This window comes from Arthrobacter sp. JDC6, from assembly GCF_056484025.1.
Genome location: NZ_CM151278.1, coordinates 3,053,557 through 3,069,205, shown reverse-complemented (window position 1 = coordinate 3,069,205; position 15,649 = coordinate 3,053,557). Strand labels below are relative to the sequence as shown.

Sequence of the window (15,649 nt, the reverse complement as noted above, 5' to 3'; positions counted from 1 at the left end):
ATGAATGACGGTCAAGGGGTTCCGCCGGAGGAGCAACGGCGTGGGCAGCAGCCGGAACCGCGGGGCGGCTACCTGGGGTCTGGAGTCGTCTACGGGGCTGTGGCGCTGTACATCCTCTACCTTTGGGCAACAGTAGGCATTGGAGCACCGAACATCGCACCACCGAATGCATGGGCAACCAGCATCTTCGCCGGGCCGGCAGCCTTCGTCCCGATCGCCGTCTATCTGGGGCTGGCTGTTGTTCTTGCCGTCAGTCCCCGCACCGCGCGCACCGGGGCCGGGCTGCTGATCGGGCTCGGCATATTTACGTTACTCGGCGGGGGACTTTGCGTGGGTGCCCTGGTGCAATCCGGAGTTTGAGAAGGGGCGCCGATTCATGAAGTCTCAACAGTTGCCCGGTCAGGGACAGCCGCTGCGCGGTGACAGGATCCACCGCTATGTGACCGCTTTCTGCCCCAAATGCCACGAAACCAACCCTCCACTGAGCCAGGTCCGCCGGCTGGCAGGGGCGCTGCTCATTCGTGACGGCCGCGTGTGGCTCGAACGGGGCTGCCCGGACCATGGGCTGGTCCGCACCCTGTACGACGAGTCTCCGGAAATCCTCCTCTACCTGGAGAAGTGGCAGGCGCCCACCAAGCAGCACATCCCTGACCAGACCGACAATTTCCGCCCTGTCCCTGAGGCATATGCCTTTGGGCTTCCAGCCATGCAAACGCAACACACCTGCATCCTGCTGCAGGACATTATTGAGCACTGCAACCTGCGCTGCCCCACCTGCTTCACCGCATCCGGCCCACAACTGCAGGGAGTCGCACCATTGAGGGAGGTGCTTGACAATGTTGACACCCGCCTGGCCCGGGAAAACAACCGCCTTGATGTGCTGATGCTCTCCGGCGGTGAACCAACGCTGTACCCATATCTTGCCGAACTGCTGGATGAACTCGTTTCCCGGCCAATCGTCAGGATCATGGTGAACAGCAACGGCATGCTCATTGCCACCGATGACCACCTGCTTGCCCTGCTGGAACAGCACCGGGACAGGGTGGAGGTGTACCTCCAGTACGACGGTCCATCCAGGGAATCGTCGATCCACCACCGCGGCGGAGACCTTACCCGCTTCAAGGACGCGGCAATTTCGCGCTTGTCGGATGCAGGCGTTTTCACCACGCTGACCATGACAGCATCCCTGGGCGTCAACGACGGTGAAGTCGGTGCCGTGGTGATGCGTGCCCTGGAGACTCCCTTTATCGGAGGGGTGGCGCTGCAGCCCGTCTTCGGTTCCGGACGCGGACACGGCATCGATGCCATGGACCGGCTCACCCACACAGGCGTCCTTGAAAGATTGGCCGGGCAGACCAACGGCGTGGTGTCCTGGCACGACCTGACAGCGTTGCCCTGCTCCCACCCGCACTGCGCCTCAGTGGGCTACATGCTGAAGGACGACGCCGGCGTCTGGAGGTCCCTGGCAGCATTGATTGGGCATGATCAGCTGCTCACTTGGCTCGAGCTTAACCCGGACAGCCTTGCGAACCGGATCGCCGACAGCGCCATCCCGCTGGAGCTGCGGAACCTGATGAAAACCTCGCTGCTTGACCTGTTGAGCGAACAGGCGTCCCTGTCCCACCCCCGCACGATGGACCTTTGGAAGAACGTCTGCACCCAGTGCGATCTTGGCATCGGCACGCTTACCACCCTGGCGGCGGGCAAACTCCCGGGGCAGCAGCAACGCCTCCGCAGGCTCCTCGCGGAACGGGTAACGCGCATCATGGTCAAACCTTTCATGGACATCTCCACGATGATCGAGGAACGGCTCACCCAATGCTGCGTGCACGTGGGAACCAAGAGCGACGCCGGCGCGCATCAATGCGCGCCGTTCTGCGCAGTGCAGGCCTGGCCCTCGCTGGCGAGGCAACGCATGAGCACGGCCACTGGTGCACGGCTGATTCCGATGCGTCACGTCTAGGGAGGAATGATGGACTCCGCGTCACACGCCCGGCGGATCGCCGCCGGCCCGTTGCCCTCAGAGCTTCTGGGCGCCAAGCACGGCGTCATGCCTGCAGTGCCCTCTGCCCCTCCGGGTTCCGGCCCTGACAACGCCGAAGCACCACCTTTTGACCCGTTGCGCCTGTGCATCTTCGCCACGGTTGCCCTGCTGGGGTGGCTGGCAGGGCCCGTGGCGCTGTCCGTGTTTGCAGCCATCGGGTTCATCGGATACTGGAAAGCGCGGCGGCGCGGCCTGATGAAATCCAAGTGCTACCTGCGCGACACGAGGCTCGTGCTGTCCTATCTGGGTGTCCTCCTGGCCGCGGGCATCTACGGGATCTACCTGGTCACGGGACGATTGTTCGGGGTGTGAAAAGCAACCACAACACGCCACTCAGGCTGCCGGCACCGCCCGGAAATGCCGTTCAATGAGGCCCTTGATGTCCTCATGGCAGCCACCGCATCCTGTGCCCGCCCGGGTGGCCTTGGAAACGTCCGCCACCGTGGAGCAGCCGTCGGCCACGGCGCCCGTGATGGTGTTCCCGCTGACTCCGGCGCACCGGCACACGGTCCCGGCCGGGTCCGCGGCTGCGCCCGGCAGCTGGTCCGGCCCGTCCAGGCGGAGGAGGAGCGACCGGTCCGCAGGCAGTTCGGCGCCGCGTTCGAAGAGTCCCACCAGCTCGGCCGCCGTGCGGGGCATGCCCACCGCCACCAGGCCTTCGAGCACTCCGCCTCGGGTGGTCATCTTGACGTACCGGCCGTGCTCAGGATCAGCCCACTGGGCCACCTGCAGGCGGGCCCTGCCGTTGGCCGCGCCCGCCGTGAGCGCTTCCTCGTCCCACGGATCCGCGTCGTTGTTCCCGGCCACAGCCATGTTCAGGCCGCGGGCCTTCAGCACCACGACGCCGGGCTGTTCCGGCGGGAGCGCGGACAGCAGTTCCGCCTCCTCCACCCCACCGGAGGACAGCAGGGTGAGGTAGCCCGCCAGCCACTCGGCCTGCCGCCAGCCAGGGCCCACCAGGCCGGAGGGCCCCGTGGCGTTCCGGCATGCGGCGCAGCCCGGGTCGGGGCAGTGGACCTCCGCGCAGTCGCCGATGGCAAAGATATGCGGTTCGTGGTGCGCCCGCAGCGTGTGGTCCACCAGGATCCCGGTGCCGGTGGCCAGCCCGCAGCCGTCGGCCAGCTCCGTCCGGGGACGCACCCCGCATGAAATGACCAGGAGGTCCCCGTCAATCGCCTGCCCGTCGTCCAGCAGCAAAGCCGAGAAACCGCCGTCGGGCGCGTTGTGCTCAACGCCGGTGGAACGGGCGTTGCCTGCCACCCGGACCCCGCAGCGCCGCAGCCCTGCAGCGAGGACGGCCCCGCCGGCACGGTCGATGCTGCGCCCCAGGGGGTGCGGGCCGTTGTGGACCACCGTGACGGTGGCGCCTTCCTCCGCTGCGGCCAGCGCCGTTTCCAGGCCCAGGACGCCGCCGCCCAGGACCACTACGCGCTTGCCGCCGTCCACCGCCTGCCGGAGGACAGCGGCGTCGCGAAGGTCCCGCAGCGCGGTGACGCCGGCGGGAAGCACGGGGGAGGAAGGATCCGGGTTGATGCCGGTGAGGTTGGGAATGACAGGCCGGGATCCGGTGGCGAACACCAGCCGGTCGTAGTGCACGGGTGGTCCTTCAGCAAGCAGGACCTGCTGCCGTGGCCTGTCCACGCGCTTGACCCGCACGCCCAGGCGGACGTCCACGCCGTCCGCGGCCAGCTCGGCGGCATCGGCAAGGGCCAGTGCGTCAGCGGTGGTCCGGCCGACGCCGAGGTCGGCCACCAGGACGCGGTTGTAGGCTGCCTCGGGTTCCTCACCGAGCACGGTGACCTGGACCTGCCCTGCGCGCACGGCGGGTAGGAGCTCGTCCACCAGCCTGGCGGCCACGGGGCCGAATCCCACGATGACAATCTGCTCGCTCATGAGGCCTCCGTCGTTTGCAGCATGCGGGCGGAATCGGGTGCGGCCACGGGCCGGACCCATACGGTGTTGAATTTGAATTCGGGCATCCCGGAGATGGGATCAGTGGCGGCTTCGGTGAGGCGGTTGGCGCTTTCGGAGCCGGGGAAGTGGAAGGGCAGGAACACTGTCTCCGGGCGGATGGCTGTGCTCAGCTCCGCATGGCACACCACCTCGCCGCGCACGTTCGCCACGGAGACCAGCGAACCGGCGGCGATGCCCATGGCGGCTGCCGCCGAGGGGTGGATCTGCACCCTCGCCTCGGGCTGTGCGGCGACGAGTTCGGCCACCCGCCGCGTCTGGGCCCCTGACTGGTAATGCTCCAGGAGCCGGCCGGTGATGAGGGTCATGGCTTTGCCGGCGGGGTCTCCGGAGGTCCCGCCATCGCCGGCAGAAATACGACGGCGGCGCGGCACCACCGGGACCATCACGGCCTTGCCGTCGGAGTGGGCGAAGCGGCTGGCGAACAGCCGCGGCGTTCCGCTGCTGCCGGCCGGGTAGGGCCAGTAGGCGGCCTCCCCGCGGTCCAGCATGGCGTAGTCAATGCCCGAGTAGTCTGCCAGGCCCCCGGCGGAGGCACGCCGCAGTTCCTCGAAGACCGTCTCCGGATCCTCGCTGTAGGTGGACGGGGCGTCCAGCCGCTCGGCGAGGCGGGCCATGATCCACAGCTCGCTCCGGGCACCAGCCGGAGGTGAGATGGCACGGCGGCGGCGCAGGACGCGGCCCTCCAGGTTGGTCAATGTCCCCTCCTCCTCCGCCCACTGCAGCACGGGAAGGATAAGGTCCGCCTCCGCGGCGGTTTCGGACATGAAGAAGTCGCAGACCACCAGGAAGTCCAGGCTCCGCAGCCCTTCGATGACGGCGTTGGCGTCGGGAGCTGCCACCGCGATGTTGGAGGCATGCACAAAAAGGCACCGGACGCCGTCGGGCTTTCCCAGTGACTTCAGCAGCTGCACGGCGGGCAGGCCGGGTCCGGGGATGGTCTCCTCCGGAACGCCCCAGACGGCCGCGACGTGTGCGCGGGCAGCCGGGTCGGTGATCTTGCGGTAGCCCGGGAGCTGGTCCGCCTTCTGGCCGTGCTCGCGGCCGCCCTGGCCATTGCCCTGGCCGGTAAGGGTCCCGTACCCGCTGCGGGCGGAGCCCGGCAGGCCCAGGAGGAGGCTGAGGTTGATGGCCGCGGTTGCGGTGTCGGTGCCGTCCACGTGCTGTTCCACGCCGCGTCCGGTGAGGATGTAGCTTCCGCCTTCCTGCGCCCCGGCAGCGAGCATGCGGGCGGTTTGCCGGATCAGTTCCGCGGGGACGCCGGTCAGCGACTGGACGCGTTCGGGCCAGAAGGCGTTGACGCTGCGGACTACGGCGCTGTAGCCCGAGGTGCGCTCTTCGATGTAGGCGGTGTCCACCAGGTTCTCGTGGATGACCACGTGGGAGAGGCCCAGCAGCAGGGTAAGGTCGGTGCCCGGCAGCGGCTGGAGGTGCAGGCCGCCGCCGTCGGCCGTAAAGGCTGCCGTGGCGGAGCGGCGGGGGTCAACCACCACCAGCCCGCCGGCGTCGCGGGCTCCGCGCAGGTGCTGTACGAACGGGGGCATGGTCTCGGCAACGTTTGACCCCAGCATCAGGATGGTGCTGGCGGTGTCCAGGGCTTCGAGCGGGAAGGGCAGGCCGCGGTCCACGCCGAACGCCCGCATTCCGGCGGCCGCGGCGGATGACATGCAGAACCTGCCGTTGTAGTCGATGCGTGAGGTGCCCAGGGCCAGCCGGGCGAACTTGCCCAGCTGGTAGGCCTTCTCATTGGTGAGTCCGCCGCCGCCGAAGACGCCGACGGCGTCCGCGCCGTGGCGTGCGCGGGCGTCCTTCACTGCCTGGGCGGCGAGGTCCAGGGCCTGGTCCCAGCCGATGGGCCGGTGGACGCCGTCGGGTCCCTTCAGCAGCGGCTCGGTGATCCGGCCCGCGTGGTTCAGGAGCGTGGGGGAGGTCCACCCTTTGCGGCAGAGGCCGCCGCGGTTGGTGGGGAAGTCCCGGCCTGCAACCTCCAGTGCGGGCGCGGGATTCGGTGCAGGCACGGGGCCTGGCCCCGGCTGGGCAGCCGGGGCCAGGTCCGCAGGGGACGTGAGCGTCATGGCGCACTGCAGGGCGCAGTAGGGGCAGTGCGTGTCGGCGCTTTTGGTCATGTTAGACGTGTCCCATCGCGTTCCGGCCGGCGTTGCGGATGTAGCAGGTCCAGCAGACCAGCAGCATCACCACGTAGGCGGCAACGAATCCGTAGAAGGCCGGGGTGTAGGAGCCACTGGCGGTGCTGGAAGCGTTCAGGACCTGGGGGATGACGAAGCCGCCGTAGGCGCCGATCGCTGAGATCAGCCCGAGTGCCGAGGACGCCAGGCGCTGGGTTGCCACGGAGCTGGCGCCGTTGCGTGCGGCCCGGCTGGAGGTGGCGAAGATGACGGGGATCATCCGGTAGGTGGCACCGTTTCCAAAGCCGCTGGCGGTGAACAGCATCAGGAAGAGGACCAGGAAGAGCCAGAAGTTCTTCAGCGGCAGGGTCCAGATCATGGTGAGGGTGATGACGGCCATGGAAGCGAAGGCTGTGACCGTCATCCGGGCCCCGCCCATGCGGTCCGCCATGCGTCCGCCGTACGGGCGGGCCAGCGAGCCCACCAGGGGGCCCAGGAATGCAAGGGACAGGGCCACGGTGCCTACTCCGATGGAGGAGAACGCGGGGAAGTAGTCCTTGATCAGCTTGGGGAACACACCGGCGAAGCCGATGAATGAGCCGAAGGTGCCGATGTACAGCAGCGCCATGATCCACAGGTGCGGTTCCTTGAGCGCAGCGACCGAGCCGGCCACGTCACCCTTGGCGCTGGTGAGGTTGTTCATGTACTTGAAGGCGCCGAACGCTGCGAGAAGGATGAAGGGAACCCACATCCAGCCGGCCATGGGAAGGTTGACGGTGCCGGCGGCCAGCAGGGTGATCACGATGGGAACGGCAAGCTGTGCGACGGCGGCGCCCAGGTTCCCGCCTGCGGCGTTCAGGCCCAGCGCCCAGCCCTTTTCCCTGGCCGGGTAGAAGAAAGTGATGTTCGCCATGGAGCTGGCGAAGTTGCCGCCGCCGAAGCCGGCCAGGGCGGCCACGAGCAGCATGACGCCGAAGGGCGTCTCCGGGTTGGAGACACACAGCGCCAGGCCGGTGGAGGGGATCAGGAGCAGCAGGGCGGACACGATGGTCCAGTTGCGTCCGCCGAACCGGGGAACCATGAAGGTGTACGGGATGCGGAGGGTGGCGCCCACGAGGCTGGGCATGGAGATGAGCCAGAAGATCTCCGAGGTGGAGAATGTGAAGCCGGCGGCCGGCAGCTGGACCACCACAATGGACCACAGCTGCCAGACAACGAAGCCGAGGAACTCGGCGAAGATGGACCAGTTCAGGTTGCGGCGGGCGATGGCGCGGCCGGCGGTTTCCCACTGCTCCTTGTTCTCGGCATCCCAGTTGGCGATCCAGCGGCCGGGGCGGAATTCAAGGGCAGGGGTGTCTGTGGTGCGGGTAGAGCCGGGCTGTACGCCGGCATCGACGGTGCGGTCAACAGTCACGGGTTACCTCCTTCAGGGGGATGTTGTTCCTCAAAGGTAGGGACGGCGCGTTTCACGGACGGTCGATGTTTGTTAACGCGCTGTGACTTTTGCCTATCCGGTCCGGCCCGGCGGCGTGAGGCGGCCTGCCGGACCGCATGGTGAGACATGCAACACACGTCCGAATGGTGGACGTTTCGTCCATTGACTGGACGCGGCGAAGTAAGATCGAACTCTAACTATTCGAGCCGGGAGGCAGCCCTGCCTGTGCCCGGCCGGTCTCACGAAAGCGTTTATATGTCATCCACCGATACCACCACGGTGCCTGGTTCGCACCAGCCGGTGAACTCCCGCGGCCGCGTCATCGTGGCCAGCCTGATCGGCACCACAGTGGAGTTCTACGACTTCTACGTCTATGCCACTGCCGCCGTGCTCGTTTTCCCGAAGCTCTTCTTCCCGGGCGCGAACGAAACCACCCAGCTGCTGAGCTCCTTCGCCGTTTTTGGCGTGGCATTCATCGCCCGGCCGCTCGGCTCCATCGTCTTCGGGCACTTCGGCGACAAGTTCGGCCGCAAGGGCACGCTGGTGGCGTCGCTGTTGACCATGGGTATTGCCACCTTCCTCATCGGCTGCCTCCCCACCGCGCTGGTTCCGGGCTGGGAATTCTGGGCACCGGCCCTGCTGGTGGTCATGCGCTTCGCCCAGGGCCTTGCGCTCGGCGGGGAGTGGAGCGGGGCCGCGCTGCTGGCCACCGAGAACGCCCCTGCCAACAAGCGGGCCATCTACGGCACCTTCCCGCAGCTGGGCGCCCCAATCGGCTTCATCATCGCCAACGTCATCTTCCTGGTTGCGAGCTACACCCTGACGCCGGAAGCTTTCCAGGCGTGGGGCTGGCGCGTCCCGTTCCTGCTCAGCGCCGTCATGGTGATCCTGGGCCTGTACGTACGGCTCAAGCTGATCGAAACCCCCGCCTTCACCAAGGTGCTGGAATCCAAGGAGGTGGCCAAGCTGCCGCTTGGCCGCGTCTTCAAGACCAGCTGGCGCCAGCTGATCCTGGGCACCTTCATCATGCTGGCCACGTACGTGCTCTTCTACCTGATGACCACGTTCACCCTTACCTACGGCACCAAGCCAACCCTCGAAGGTGCCAAGGCCGCGGCCGAAAAGGCCGGAAAGCCCATGTCTGACGCCGCTGCTGCCGCGTTCGTTCCAGGCCTCGGCTACACCCGCAACGACTTCCTCTGGATGCTGATTGCCGGCGTCGTCTTCTTCGGCATCTTCACCCTGGTCTCCGGACCCCTGGCCGAAAAGTACGGCCGGCGCAAGATGCTCCTCGCCGTCACCGCGGGCATCTTCGTGTTCGGCCTGCTGTTTGTTCCGCTGTTCAGCGGTGGCTTTGTGGGCACCATGGGCCTGCTGATCCTCGGGTTCTCCCTCATGGGCCTCACCTTCGGGCCCATGGGAGCGCTGCTGCCGGAGCTGTTCCCCACGAACGTCCGCTACACCGGCTCGGCGATCAGCTACAACTTCTCCAGCATCCTGGGCGCTGCGGTGGCACCGTTCATCGCCGTGGCCCTGTGGGAAGTGGCCAAGGGCAGCCCTGTCCTGGTGGGTGTCTACCTGACGGCCATGGCCGTGCTCACCCTGATTGCGCTGTTCCTTACCCGCGAAACCCGCGACCTGGACTACGAGAACAACGTGGCCTGACGCTTCGGGTGCCGAAAATGCCCGGCGCGGCCATCCGGCCCGCCGGGCATTTTCATGCTCACCGTGCGTAGCGCGCCACGAAGTTCTTCAGCACGGCCATGGGCTCGGTGACCGTGAATTGGCGTGCGGCGGCCATCAGCTCCTCGGCGGATTCGGGCGGAAAGTAGCCGGCGTGCCGGTAGATATCGATCCGGGTCACCAGCCCGTCGGTGTCCAGTTCGGGATGGAACTGGGTGGCATAAAGGTTGGTCTTGACCCGGAACATGTGCACGGGGCAGGTGGCTGAGCTCGCCAGCAGCACCGCGTGCGGTGGCAGGGAACTGACCGCTTCCTTATGGCCGGTCAGGGCCGTGAAGGTCCGGGCCATGCCCTGCAGCAGGGGATCCTGCAGCCCGGCATCCGTCAGCTCGATTTCCACGGCGCCCAGCGGCTCGCCGTAGGTCCTGTCGATGACCGCGCCCTGGTGGCGGCCCAGCGTCCCCACCCCGTAGCAGGCGCCCAGGAAGGGAAAGTCGAGGGCTACCAGCTGGTCCAGGAGGCCGGACAACTCCCGCTCCACCCGGTGCTGGACCGGGCTCTTCTGCTCCGGCGGATCGCTGGACGTGAACGGGCTGCCGCCCACGATGACGCCGGAATAATCCGCAAGATCCAGCGCGGGCAAAGGAGCGGCCTCAAGCCTGACCCGGCGCAGTTCCCGTTCCTCAAGCCCGCCGTACCTCAAATAGGCGGCATATTCCTCCTCCGCGGCAGCGTCTTCCGGGCGGGAGGCGAGGAGCAGGAAAGGCAGCATGAGCTAAGTCTGCATCCTGGCGGCGCCCCCTGCCAGCACCGGCTCAGCCGGCGGGCTGGGTCAGCGACCGGCGGGACTGTGGCCGGGCTGCGGGGTCGGCGTGGCGGTGCACCAGCTTCCAGTAGCCTTCCTCGCGCCGGAAGATACTGGTCACGCGAAGCGCGAATTCCTCGGTGGCGGCCGCCGCGTCCAGCCGTGCCCGGAAGTGCTCGGTCTCCACCAGGTAGGCGGTGTCGCGGGCGGTGTAGGAGGTGACGGTGTCGAAGCCCAGCATCTCGCCGTCGCGGAACTGCCGCGCCGCCTGGTCAAGCCGGGCCTCCACCTGGGCCCAGCCGCGCGCTATGCCGCCAAAGGGATTGGCCAGGGTGACGTCGTCGAGGCGGGAGTAGAGCTCCTTGATGGGGGCCGGATTGCCCCGGGTGATTTCGGGAACCGCCTGGTGGTAGCGGTCCACTTCTTCCTGGAAGCTGGGTGCGAGCATGGCTGCCGGGACTGCTTTCTAGTCTTCGATGGTGGCGATGATGGCGCCCGCGGACACCGTTTCGCCCGCCGTTGCCGTCAGGCCGGTGATGGTCCCGGACCGGTGTGCGGTGAGGGGCTGCTCCATCTTCATGGCCTCGAGGACCACCACCAGGTCACCTTCGGACACAACGTCCCCGTGCGCCACGGCCACCTTCACGATGGTGCCCTGCATGGGGGAGGTCAGGGCGTTGCCGGTGGCAGCCGCGGGACCGGCGGAGCGGGACCGCTTCTTGGACTTGCCCGGCTTGGCGGCGGCGCCTGCTGCAGTGCCCGGCGTGCCCAGGGACGCGGGGAGGACCACCTCCAGCCGCTTGCCGCCCACCTCGACCACGACGCGCTGGCGGTCTTCTGCGGAGCCGTCTGCATCGGTTGGGGCATCCGGCGTCCAGGCGGGAAGGTTGTTGCTGAATTCGGTTTCGATCCACCGGGTGTGGACCTTGAACGGGCCCTCGGCCGGGGCGAAAGCGGGGTCCGACACAACTGCGAGGTCGAACGGGATGACGGTGGGGATGCCCTCCACCACCATCTCCTCCAGGGCGCGGCGGGCACGCTGGAGGGCCTGCGTCCGGGTGGCGCCGGTGATGATCAGCTTTGACAGCATGGAGTCGAAGTTCCCGCTGATCACGTCGCCCTGTTCCACGCCCGAGTCCACGCGCACGCCGGGACCGGTGGGGTTCTTCAGGACGCGGACCGTGCCGGGGGCCGGCAGGAAGTTGCGGCCCGGATCCTCGCCGGTGATGCGGAATTCGATGGAGTGTCCGCGGACCTCGGGATCGCCGTAGCCCAGTTCCTCGCCCCTGGCCAGCCGGAACTGTTCGCGCACCAGGTCGATGCCGGTGACTTCCTCGGAGACGCAGTGCTCCACCTGGAGGCGGGTGTTGACTTCGAGGAAGGAGATGGTGCCGTCCTGGCCCACCAGGAATTCGCAGGTTCCGGCGCCGAGGTAGCCGGCCTCCTTCAGGATGGCCTTGGAGGATTCGTAGAGGCGCCGGTTCTGGTCCTCGGTGAGGAACGGTGCCGGGGCTTCCTCCACGAGCTTCTGGTTGCGCCGCTGCAGGGAGCAGTCGCGGGTGGACACCACCACCACGTTGCCGTAGGCGTCGGCCAGGCACTGGGTTTCCACGTGCCGTGGGGCGTCCAGGAAGCGCTCGATGAAGCATTCGCCGCGGCCGAAGGCTGCGGTGGCCTCACGGACGGCGGATTCGTACAGCTCCGGGATTTCTTCCCGGGTGCGGGCCACCTTGATGCCGCGTCCGCCGCCGCCGAAGGCAGCCTTGATGGCCACGGGCAGGCCGTGGCGGTCCACGAAGTCCAGGACTTCGTCCGCGGACTCAACGGGGTCGGCGGTGCCCGGAACCAGCGGGGCGCCCACCTTTTCGGCGATGTGCCGGGCCTGGACCTTGTCGCCCAAGGCGGAGATTGCCTCCGGGGAGGGGCCGATCCAGGTGATGCCGGCCTCGATCACCCGTGCAGCGAACTGGGCATTTTCGGCCAGGAAGCCGTAGCCGGGGTGGATGGCGTCGGCGCCGGACTGGCGGGCGGCGTCAATGATCTTGTCCATCACCAGGTAGGACTCCGCCGCGGTGGTGCCACCCAGGGCGTACGCCTCGTCAGCCAGCCGGACGTGCAGCGCGTCCCGGTCCGGATCTGCGTAGACGGCCACGGAGGCAATGCCCTCGTCCCGGGCCGCCCGGATGATGCGCACGGCGATTTCGCCGCGGTTGGCGATCAGCACCTTTGTGAGGCTCGGCTGTGTAGTACCTGCGGACTGCTCCAAATTTGCTGACAAGGCGTCTCCTTCTTTCCTTCAGGGAGCCTAGCGCGCTTTTGGAGGTTCCGCCGATATTACTTGCGGAATCCGCGTGTAAACCGGCCGTCCTTTGTAGGGAAGCTACAAGGAGTGTGGAAACCGGGCGATTTACCGCCGGGGCCAGAGGTCCGTAATGCGCACGTTGGCGGACGCGAGCAGCCCGCGCAGGGTGGAGACGGAAAGGCCGACGACGGCGTGCGGGTCGCCGTCGACCTTCCGGATGAAGGCGCCGCCCAGGCCGTCGATGGTGAAGGAGCCCGCGCAGTGAAGCGGCTCTCCGGTGGCGATGTAGGCGTCGATCTCTGCCGGATCCATCTCCAGGAAGGAAACCTCGGCTGAGGCGACCGCCCCCACCGTGGCGCCCGAGCCGCGGCCGCTGCCGCCGTCGTCGTCCGTGTCCCTGCAGTCCACCAGCCAGTGGCCCGTGTGCAGCACTCCCGCGCTGCCGCTCATCCGGAGCATCCGCTCGCGGGCGACGTCGGCGGTGTAGGGCTTGCCGTGCGCCTCGCCGTCGAATTCAAAGACCGAGTCGCAGCCCAGCACCAGGGCGCCGTCCGCTTCCGGCAGCGCCGCCACGGCCTCGGCCTTGGCGCGGGCCAGCAGCAGCGCGGTGTCGTGCGGGTCCGTGACGCCGTACCGCGCCTGCACGGCGGCCTCGTCGACGTCGGAGACCAGCACGGTGTGCCGGATGCCGGCCTCGGCCAGGAGCTTGGTGCGGGCGGGGGACTGGGAGGCGAGAATCAGATGGAGCACGGCTTCAGCCTAGTGGACCAGCTCGCCGGAGGCGGGTGCTGCCTGGCCCCTGTTGAGCTTGGCGCCCTCCACGTCCACGTCCGGCAGGATCCTGTCCAGCCACCGCGGCAGCCACCAGGACCTGGCGCCCAGCAGGTACATCACGGCCGGGACGATGGTCATGCGGACCACGAAGGCGTCGAACAGTACGCCGAAGGCCATGGCAAAGCCCAGCGGCCGGACCATGGTGAGGTGGCTGAAGATGAAGCCGGAGAACACGCTGACCATGATGATCGCGGCCGCGGTGACTACGGCGGCCGCGTGCCGGAAGCCCACCCTGACCGCTTCCTTGGCGGACGATCCGTGCATGTATGCCTCGCGCATGCCGGAGGCGATGAACACCTGGTAGTCCATGGCCAGGCCGAACAGCACGCCGATCAGGATAATGGGCAGGAAGCTGAGCACGGCGCCGGGGTTGGCCACGTCGAAGATGTTCCCCAGCCAGCCCCACTGGTATACCGCCACCACGGCACCGAAGGCGGCGGACAGGGACAGCAGGAAGCCGCCCGTGGCCAGCAGCGGGACCACGATGGACCGGAACACCAGCAGCAGCAGGATCAGGGAAAGTCCGACGACGATGGCCAGGTAGGGCGGCAGGGCGTCACCAAGCTTGGTGGAGACGTCCACGTTGCCGGCGGTCTGCCCGGTCAGTCCCATGGCCACGCCGTAGTCGGACTGGATCTCCCCGTTGAGGCCGCGGAGCTCGGAGACCACCTTGACGGTGGTGGCGCTGGCCGGGCCCTCCTTGGGGATGACCTGGAACACGGCGGTCCGGCGGTCCTCGCTGAGGGCGACGGGCACGGCTGCCACCACATTGTCCACGGCACGGAGCTTGTCCGCGATGTCGTACTGCAGCTTCCGGGCCTGGGCTTCGTCCAGGTCCGCGGGGAACTCGCCGACGGCCACGATGGGTCCGGTGACACCTTCGCCGAAGCTGCGGGCCGTGAGGTCGTAGGCCTGGTAGGCCTCTGACTCCACGGGTTCGGAGCCTCCGTCCGGCAGGGCCAGCTGCAGCTGGGTGGCGGGCAGCGCAAGGGTGCCCAGCAGGAGGATGCCCGCGATCAGTGCCACCCACGGGTGCCGGGTGACCAGGCCGCCCCACCCGCGGGTGCTGCGTTCCTTATCGGCGGCGAGGTCGGCCGTTTCGTGGTCCGGTTCGGCGTTGTGGGCTTCGGCTTTGGCCCAGGCCCGCCGGGAGATGATGCGCCGTCCAATCAGGGACAGCATGGCAGGGGTCAGGGTGATGGCCACGAGCACCGCAACGGCCACGGTTCCCGCTGCCGCAAGGCCCATGACGGCGAGGAAGGGCAGCCCGGGGACCACCAGGGCGGCAAGGGCGATGATCACGGTCAGGCCGGCGAAGACCACGGCGTTGCCGGACGTGCCGTTGGCCCGGGCAACAGACTCCTCCGCATCCATGCCGGCAAGGAGCTGGGTGCGGTGCCGGTTGACGATGAACAGCGAGTAGTCGATGCCGACGGCGAGGCCAAGCATCAGGGCCAGCATGGGCGAGATGGAGCTCATGTCGAACAGGCCGGAAAGGGCGAACGTGATGCCGACGCCCACGCCGACGCCGATGATGGCCATCAGCAGTGGCAGCCCGGCGGCGATCAGCGTACCCAGCATGAGGATGAGGACCAGCGCCGCAACGGCGATGCCGACGATTTCCGCAGTGCCGAACAGTGCCGAAATGTCCTCGGTGATTTCCTTGCTGGCCAGCGCCGTGACGCCTGCCGTGGAGGTCTCGTGGGCGATCTCCTGCACCTGCTTGCGCACGGCCGGGGCCAGCCCGTTGATGGAGGTCTTGAACTGCACCTGTGCCACGGCGGCCTTGTTGTCCCCGGACACGAAGCGGATGGCTGATGCTGCCTGGGCCTGCCGTTTGCCCTGTTCCAGCTTGGCCTTGTTGGCCGCCAGTTCCTGGGCGCCGGCGTCCAGCTGGGCCTGGCCCTGGGCCAGCGCTGCCTTCTGCTGGCCAAGCTGGGCTTCAATCAGTGCTGCCGGCGCCCCGGCGGTGGTGAGCTGCTGCTCGGCTGCCGCCAACTGCGCCTTGCTGGCTTCAAGCTGGGCCCGGGAGGCGTCCAGCTGTGCCTGCCCGGCCGCCAGCTGCTGTTCGCCGTCGGTGATGGCCTTGCCGGCCTGGTCCACCTGTGCCTGGGTGGCGAACGGGTCCACCGTGCCACGCACCTCGGGGAGGGTCTGGAGCTTCTTCAGCGCCTCCGTCACGGCCGTCCGGCTTTGGGCCGTGAAGCCGCCGTCCGGGGCTTCGAAAACGATCGTGGCGCTGCCGCCGGAGGCCGAGGGCAGCTCCTGCTTGAGCTTGTCCGCAATCCGCTGGGTTTCGGTCCCGGGAATCTGGAAGTTGTTGGACAGGGTGCCGTGGAATGCCGCGGCCGAGCCGCCCACGGCCACCAGCACGGCGAGCCACAGGGAGATGACCAGCCAGCGCCGGCGGTAGGAGAACTTGCCGAGGCGGTAGAGGAGCAATGCCATG

At 67.8% G+C, this 15,649-nt stretch carries 12 protein-coding genes; 4 read left to right on the top strand and 8 right to left on the bottom strand.

The genetic code is table 11. The features are described from left to right. From ACV095_RS14225 to ACV095_RS14215, 3 genes are read left to right on the top strand one after another with little or no spacing between them, the layout of a single operon-like run. Positions 1 to 360 carry a hypothetical protein gene (locus ACV095_RS14225; protein WP_043425075.1) on the top strand — a complete coding sequence of 120 codons (360 nt, stop codon included), beginning with the start codon at positions 1 to 3 and terminating at the stop codon, positions 358 to 360. Between the two features lie 16 nt (positions 361 to 376). Next, positions 377 to 1,963: a radical SAM protein gene (locus ACV095_RS14220; RefSeq protein WP_478222119.1), complete on the top strand. Its 1,587-nt coding sequence runs from the start codon at positions 377 to 379 to the stop codon at positions 1,961 to 1,963. Between the two features lie 6 nt (positions 1,964 to 1,969). Further along, positions 1,970 to 2,356 carry a hypothetical protein gene (locus ACV095_RS14215; RefSeq protein ID WP_478222118.1) on the top strand — a complete coding sequence of 129 codons (387 nt, stop codon included), beginning with the start codon at positions 1,970 to 1,972 and terminating at the stop codon, positions 2,354 to 2,356. A gap of 21 nt (positions 2,357 to 2,377) precedes the next feature. Here the strand turns inward: ACV095_RS14215 and ACV095_RS14210 are convergent, their stop codons facing one another. Genes ACV095_RS14210 through ACV095_RS14200 form a run of 3 tightly spaced genes read right to left on the bottom strand, consistent with a single transcriptional unit; the run spans position 2,378 to position 7,555 of the window. Continuing rightward, positions 2,378 to 3,937 carry an FAD-dependent oxidoreductase gene (locus ACV095_RS14210; RefSeq protein ID WP_478222117.1) on the bottom strand — a complete coding sequence of 520 codons (1,560 nt, stop codon included), beginning with the start codon at positions 3,935 to 3,937 and terminating at the stop codon, positions 2,378 to 2,380. Continuing rightward, positions 3,934 to 6,141 (bottom strand): molybdopterin oxidoreductase family protein, encoded by a 2,208-nt coding sequence (locus ACV095_RS14205; protein ID WP_018770104.1) that lies wholly within the window; start codon positions 6,139 to 6,141, stop codon positions 3,934 to 3,936. Before ACV095_RS14205 ends, ACV095_RS14210 begins: the two co-directional genes overlap by 4 nt. A 1-nt stretch (position 6,142) precedes the next feature. Next, positions 6,143 to 7,555: an MFS transporter gene (locus ACV095_RS14200; RefSeq protein ID WP_018770103.1), complete on the bottom strand. Its 1,413-nt coding sequence runs from the start codon at positions 7,553 to 7,555 to the stop codon at positions 6,143 to 6,145. Between the two features lie 276 nt (positions 7,556 to 7,831). On the opposite strand from ACV095_RS14200, the gene ACV095_RS14195 reads away from it, so the two are divergent. Continuing rightward, entirely contained in the window at positions 7,832 to 9,241 is a 1,410-nt protein-coding gene (locus ACV095_RS14195; RefSeq protein ID WP_223994514.1) for an MFS transporter, read from the top strand. A 58-nt stretch (positions 9,242 to 9,299) separates the two neighbouring features. Here ACV095_RS14195 and ACV095_RS14190 read toward each other — a convergent pair whose 3' ends face one another. From ACV095_RS14190 to ACV095_RS14170, 5 genes are all read right to left on the bottom strand, one after another. Beyond that, the gene (locus ACV095_RS14190) at positions 9,300 to 10,031 is read right to left on the bottom strand and encodes a glutamine amidotransferase (RefSeq protein ID WP_478222116.1); all 732 of its coding nucleotides are present in this window, start codon (positions 10,029 to 10,031) and stop codon (positions 9,300 to 9,302) included. A gap of 43 nt (positions 10,032 to 10,074) precedes the next feature. Then, positions 10,075 to 10,512: a YybH family protein gene (locus tag ACV095_RS14185; RefSeq protein WP_018770100.1), complete on the bottom strand. Its 438-nt coding sequence runs from the start codon at positions 10,510 to 10,512 to the stop codon at positions 10,075 to 10,077. An 18-nt stretch (positions 10,513 to 10,530) separates the two neighbouring features. Beyond that, positions 10,531 to 12,342 carry an acetyl/propionyl/methylcrotonyl-CoA carboxylase subunit alpha gene (locus ACV095_RS14180; protein ID WP_478222115.1) on the bottom strand — a complete coding sequence of 604 codons (1,812 nt, stop codon included), beginning with the start codon at positions 12,340 to 12,342 and terminating at the stop codon, positions 10,531 to 10,533. 129 nt (positions 12,343 to 12,471) lie between these two features. Continuing rightward, positions 12,472 to 13,116 carry a Maf family protein gene (locus ACV095_RS14175; protein ID WP_018770098.1) on the bottom strand — a complete coding sequence of 215 codons (645 nt, stop codon included), beginning with the start codon at positions 13,114 to 13,116 and terminating at the stop codon, positions 12,472 to 12,474. Between the two features lie 9 nt (positions 13,117 to 13,125). Then, positions 13,126 to 15,648, bottom strand: coding sequence for an MMPL family transporter (locus ACV095_RS14170; protein WP_478222114.1), 2,523 nt, complete (start codon positions 15,646 to 15,648; stop codon positions 13,126 to 13,128). Position 15,649: the final 1 nt, after the last annotated feature.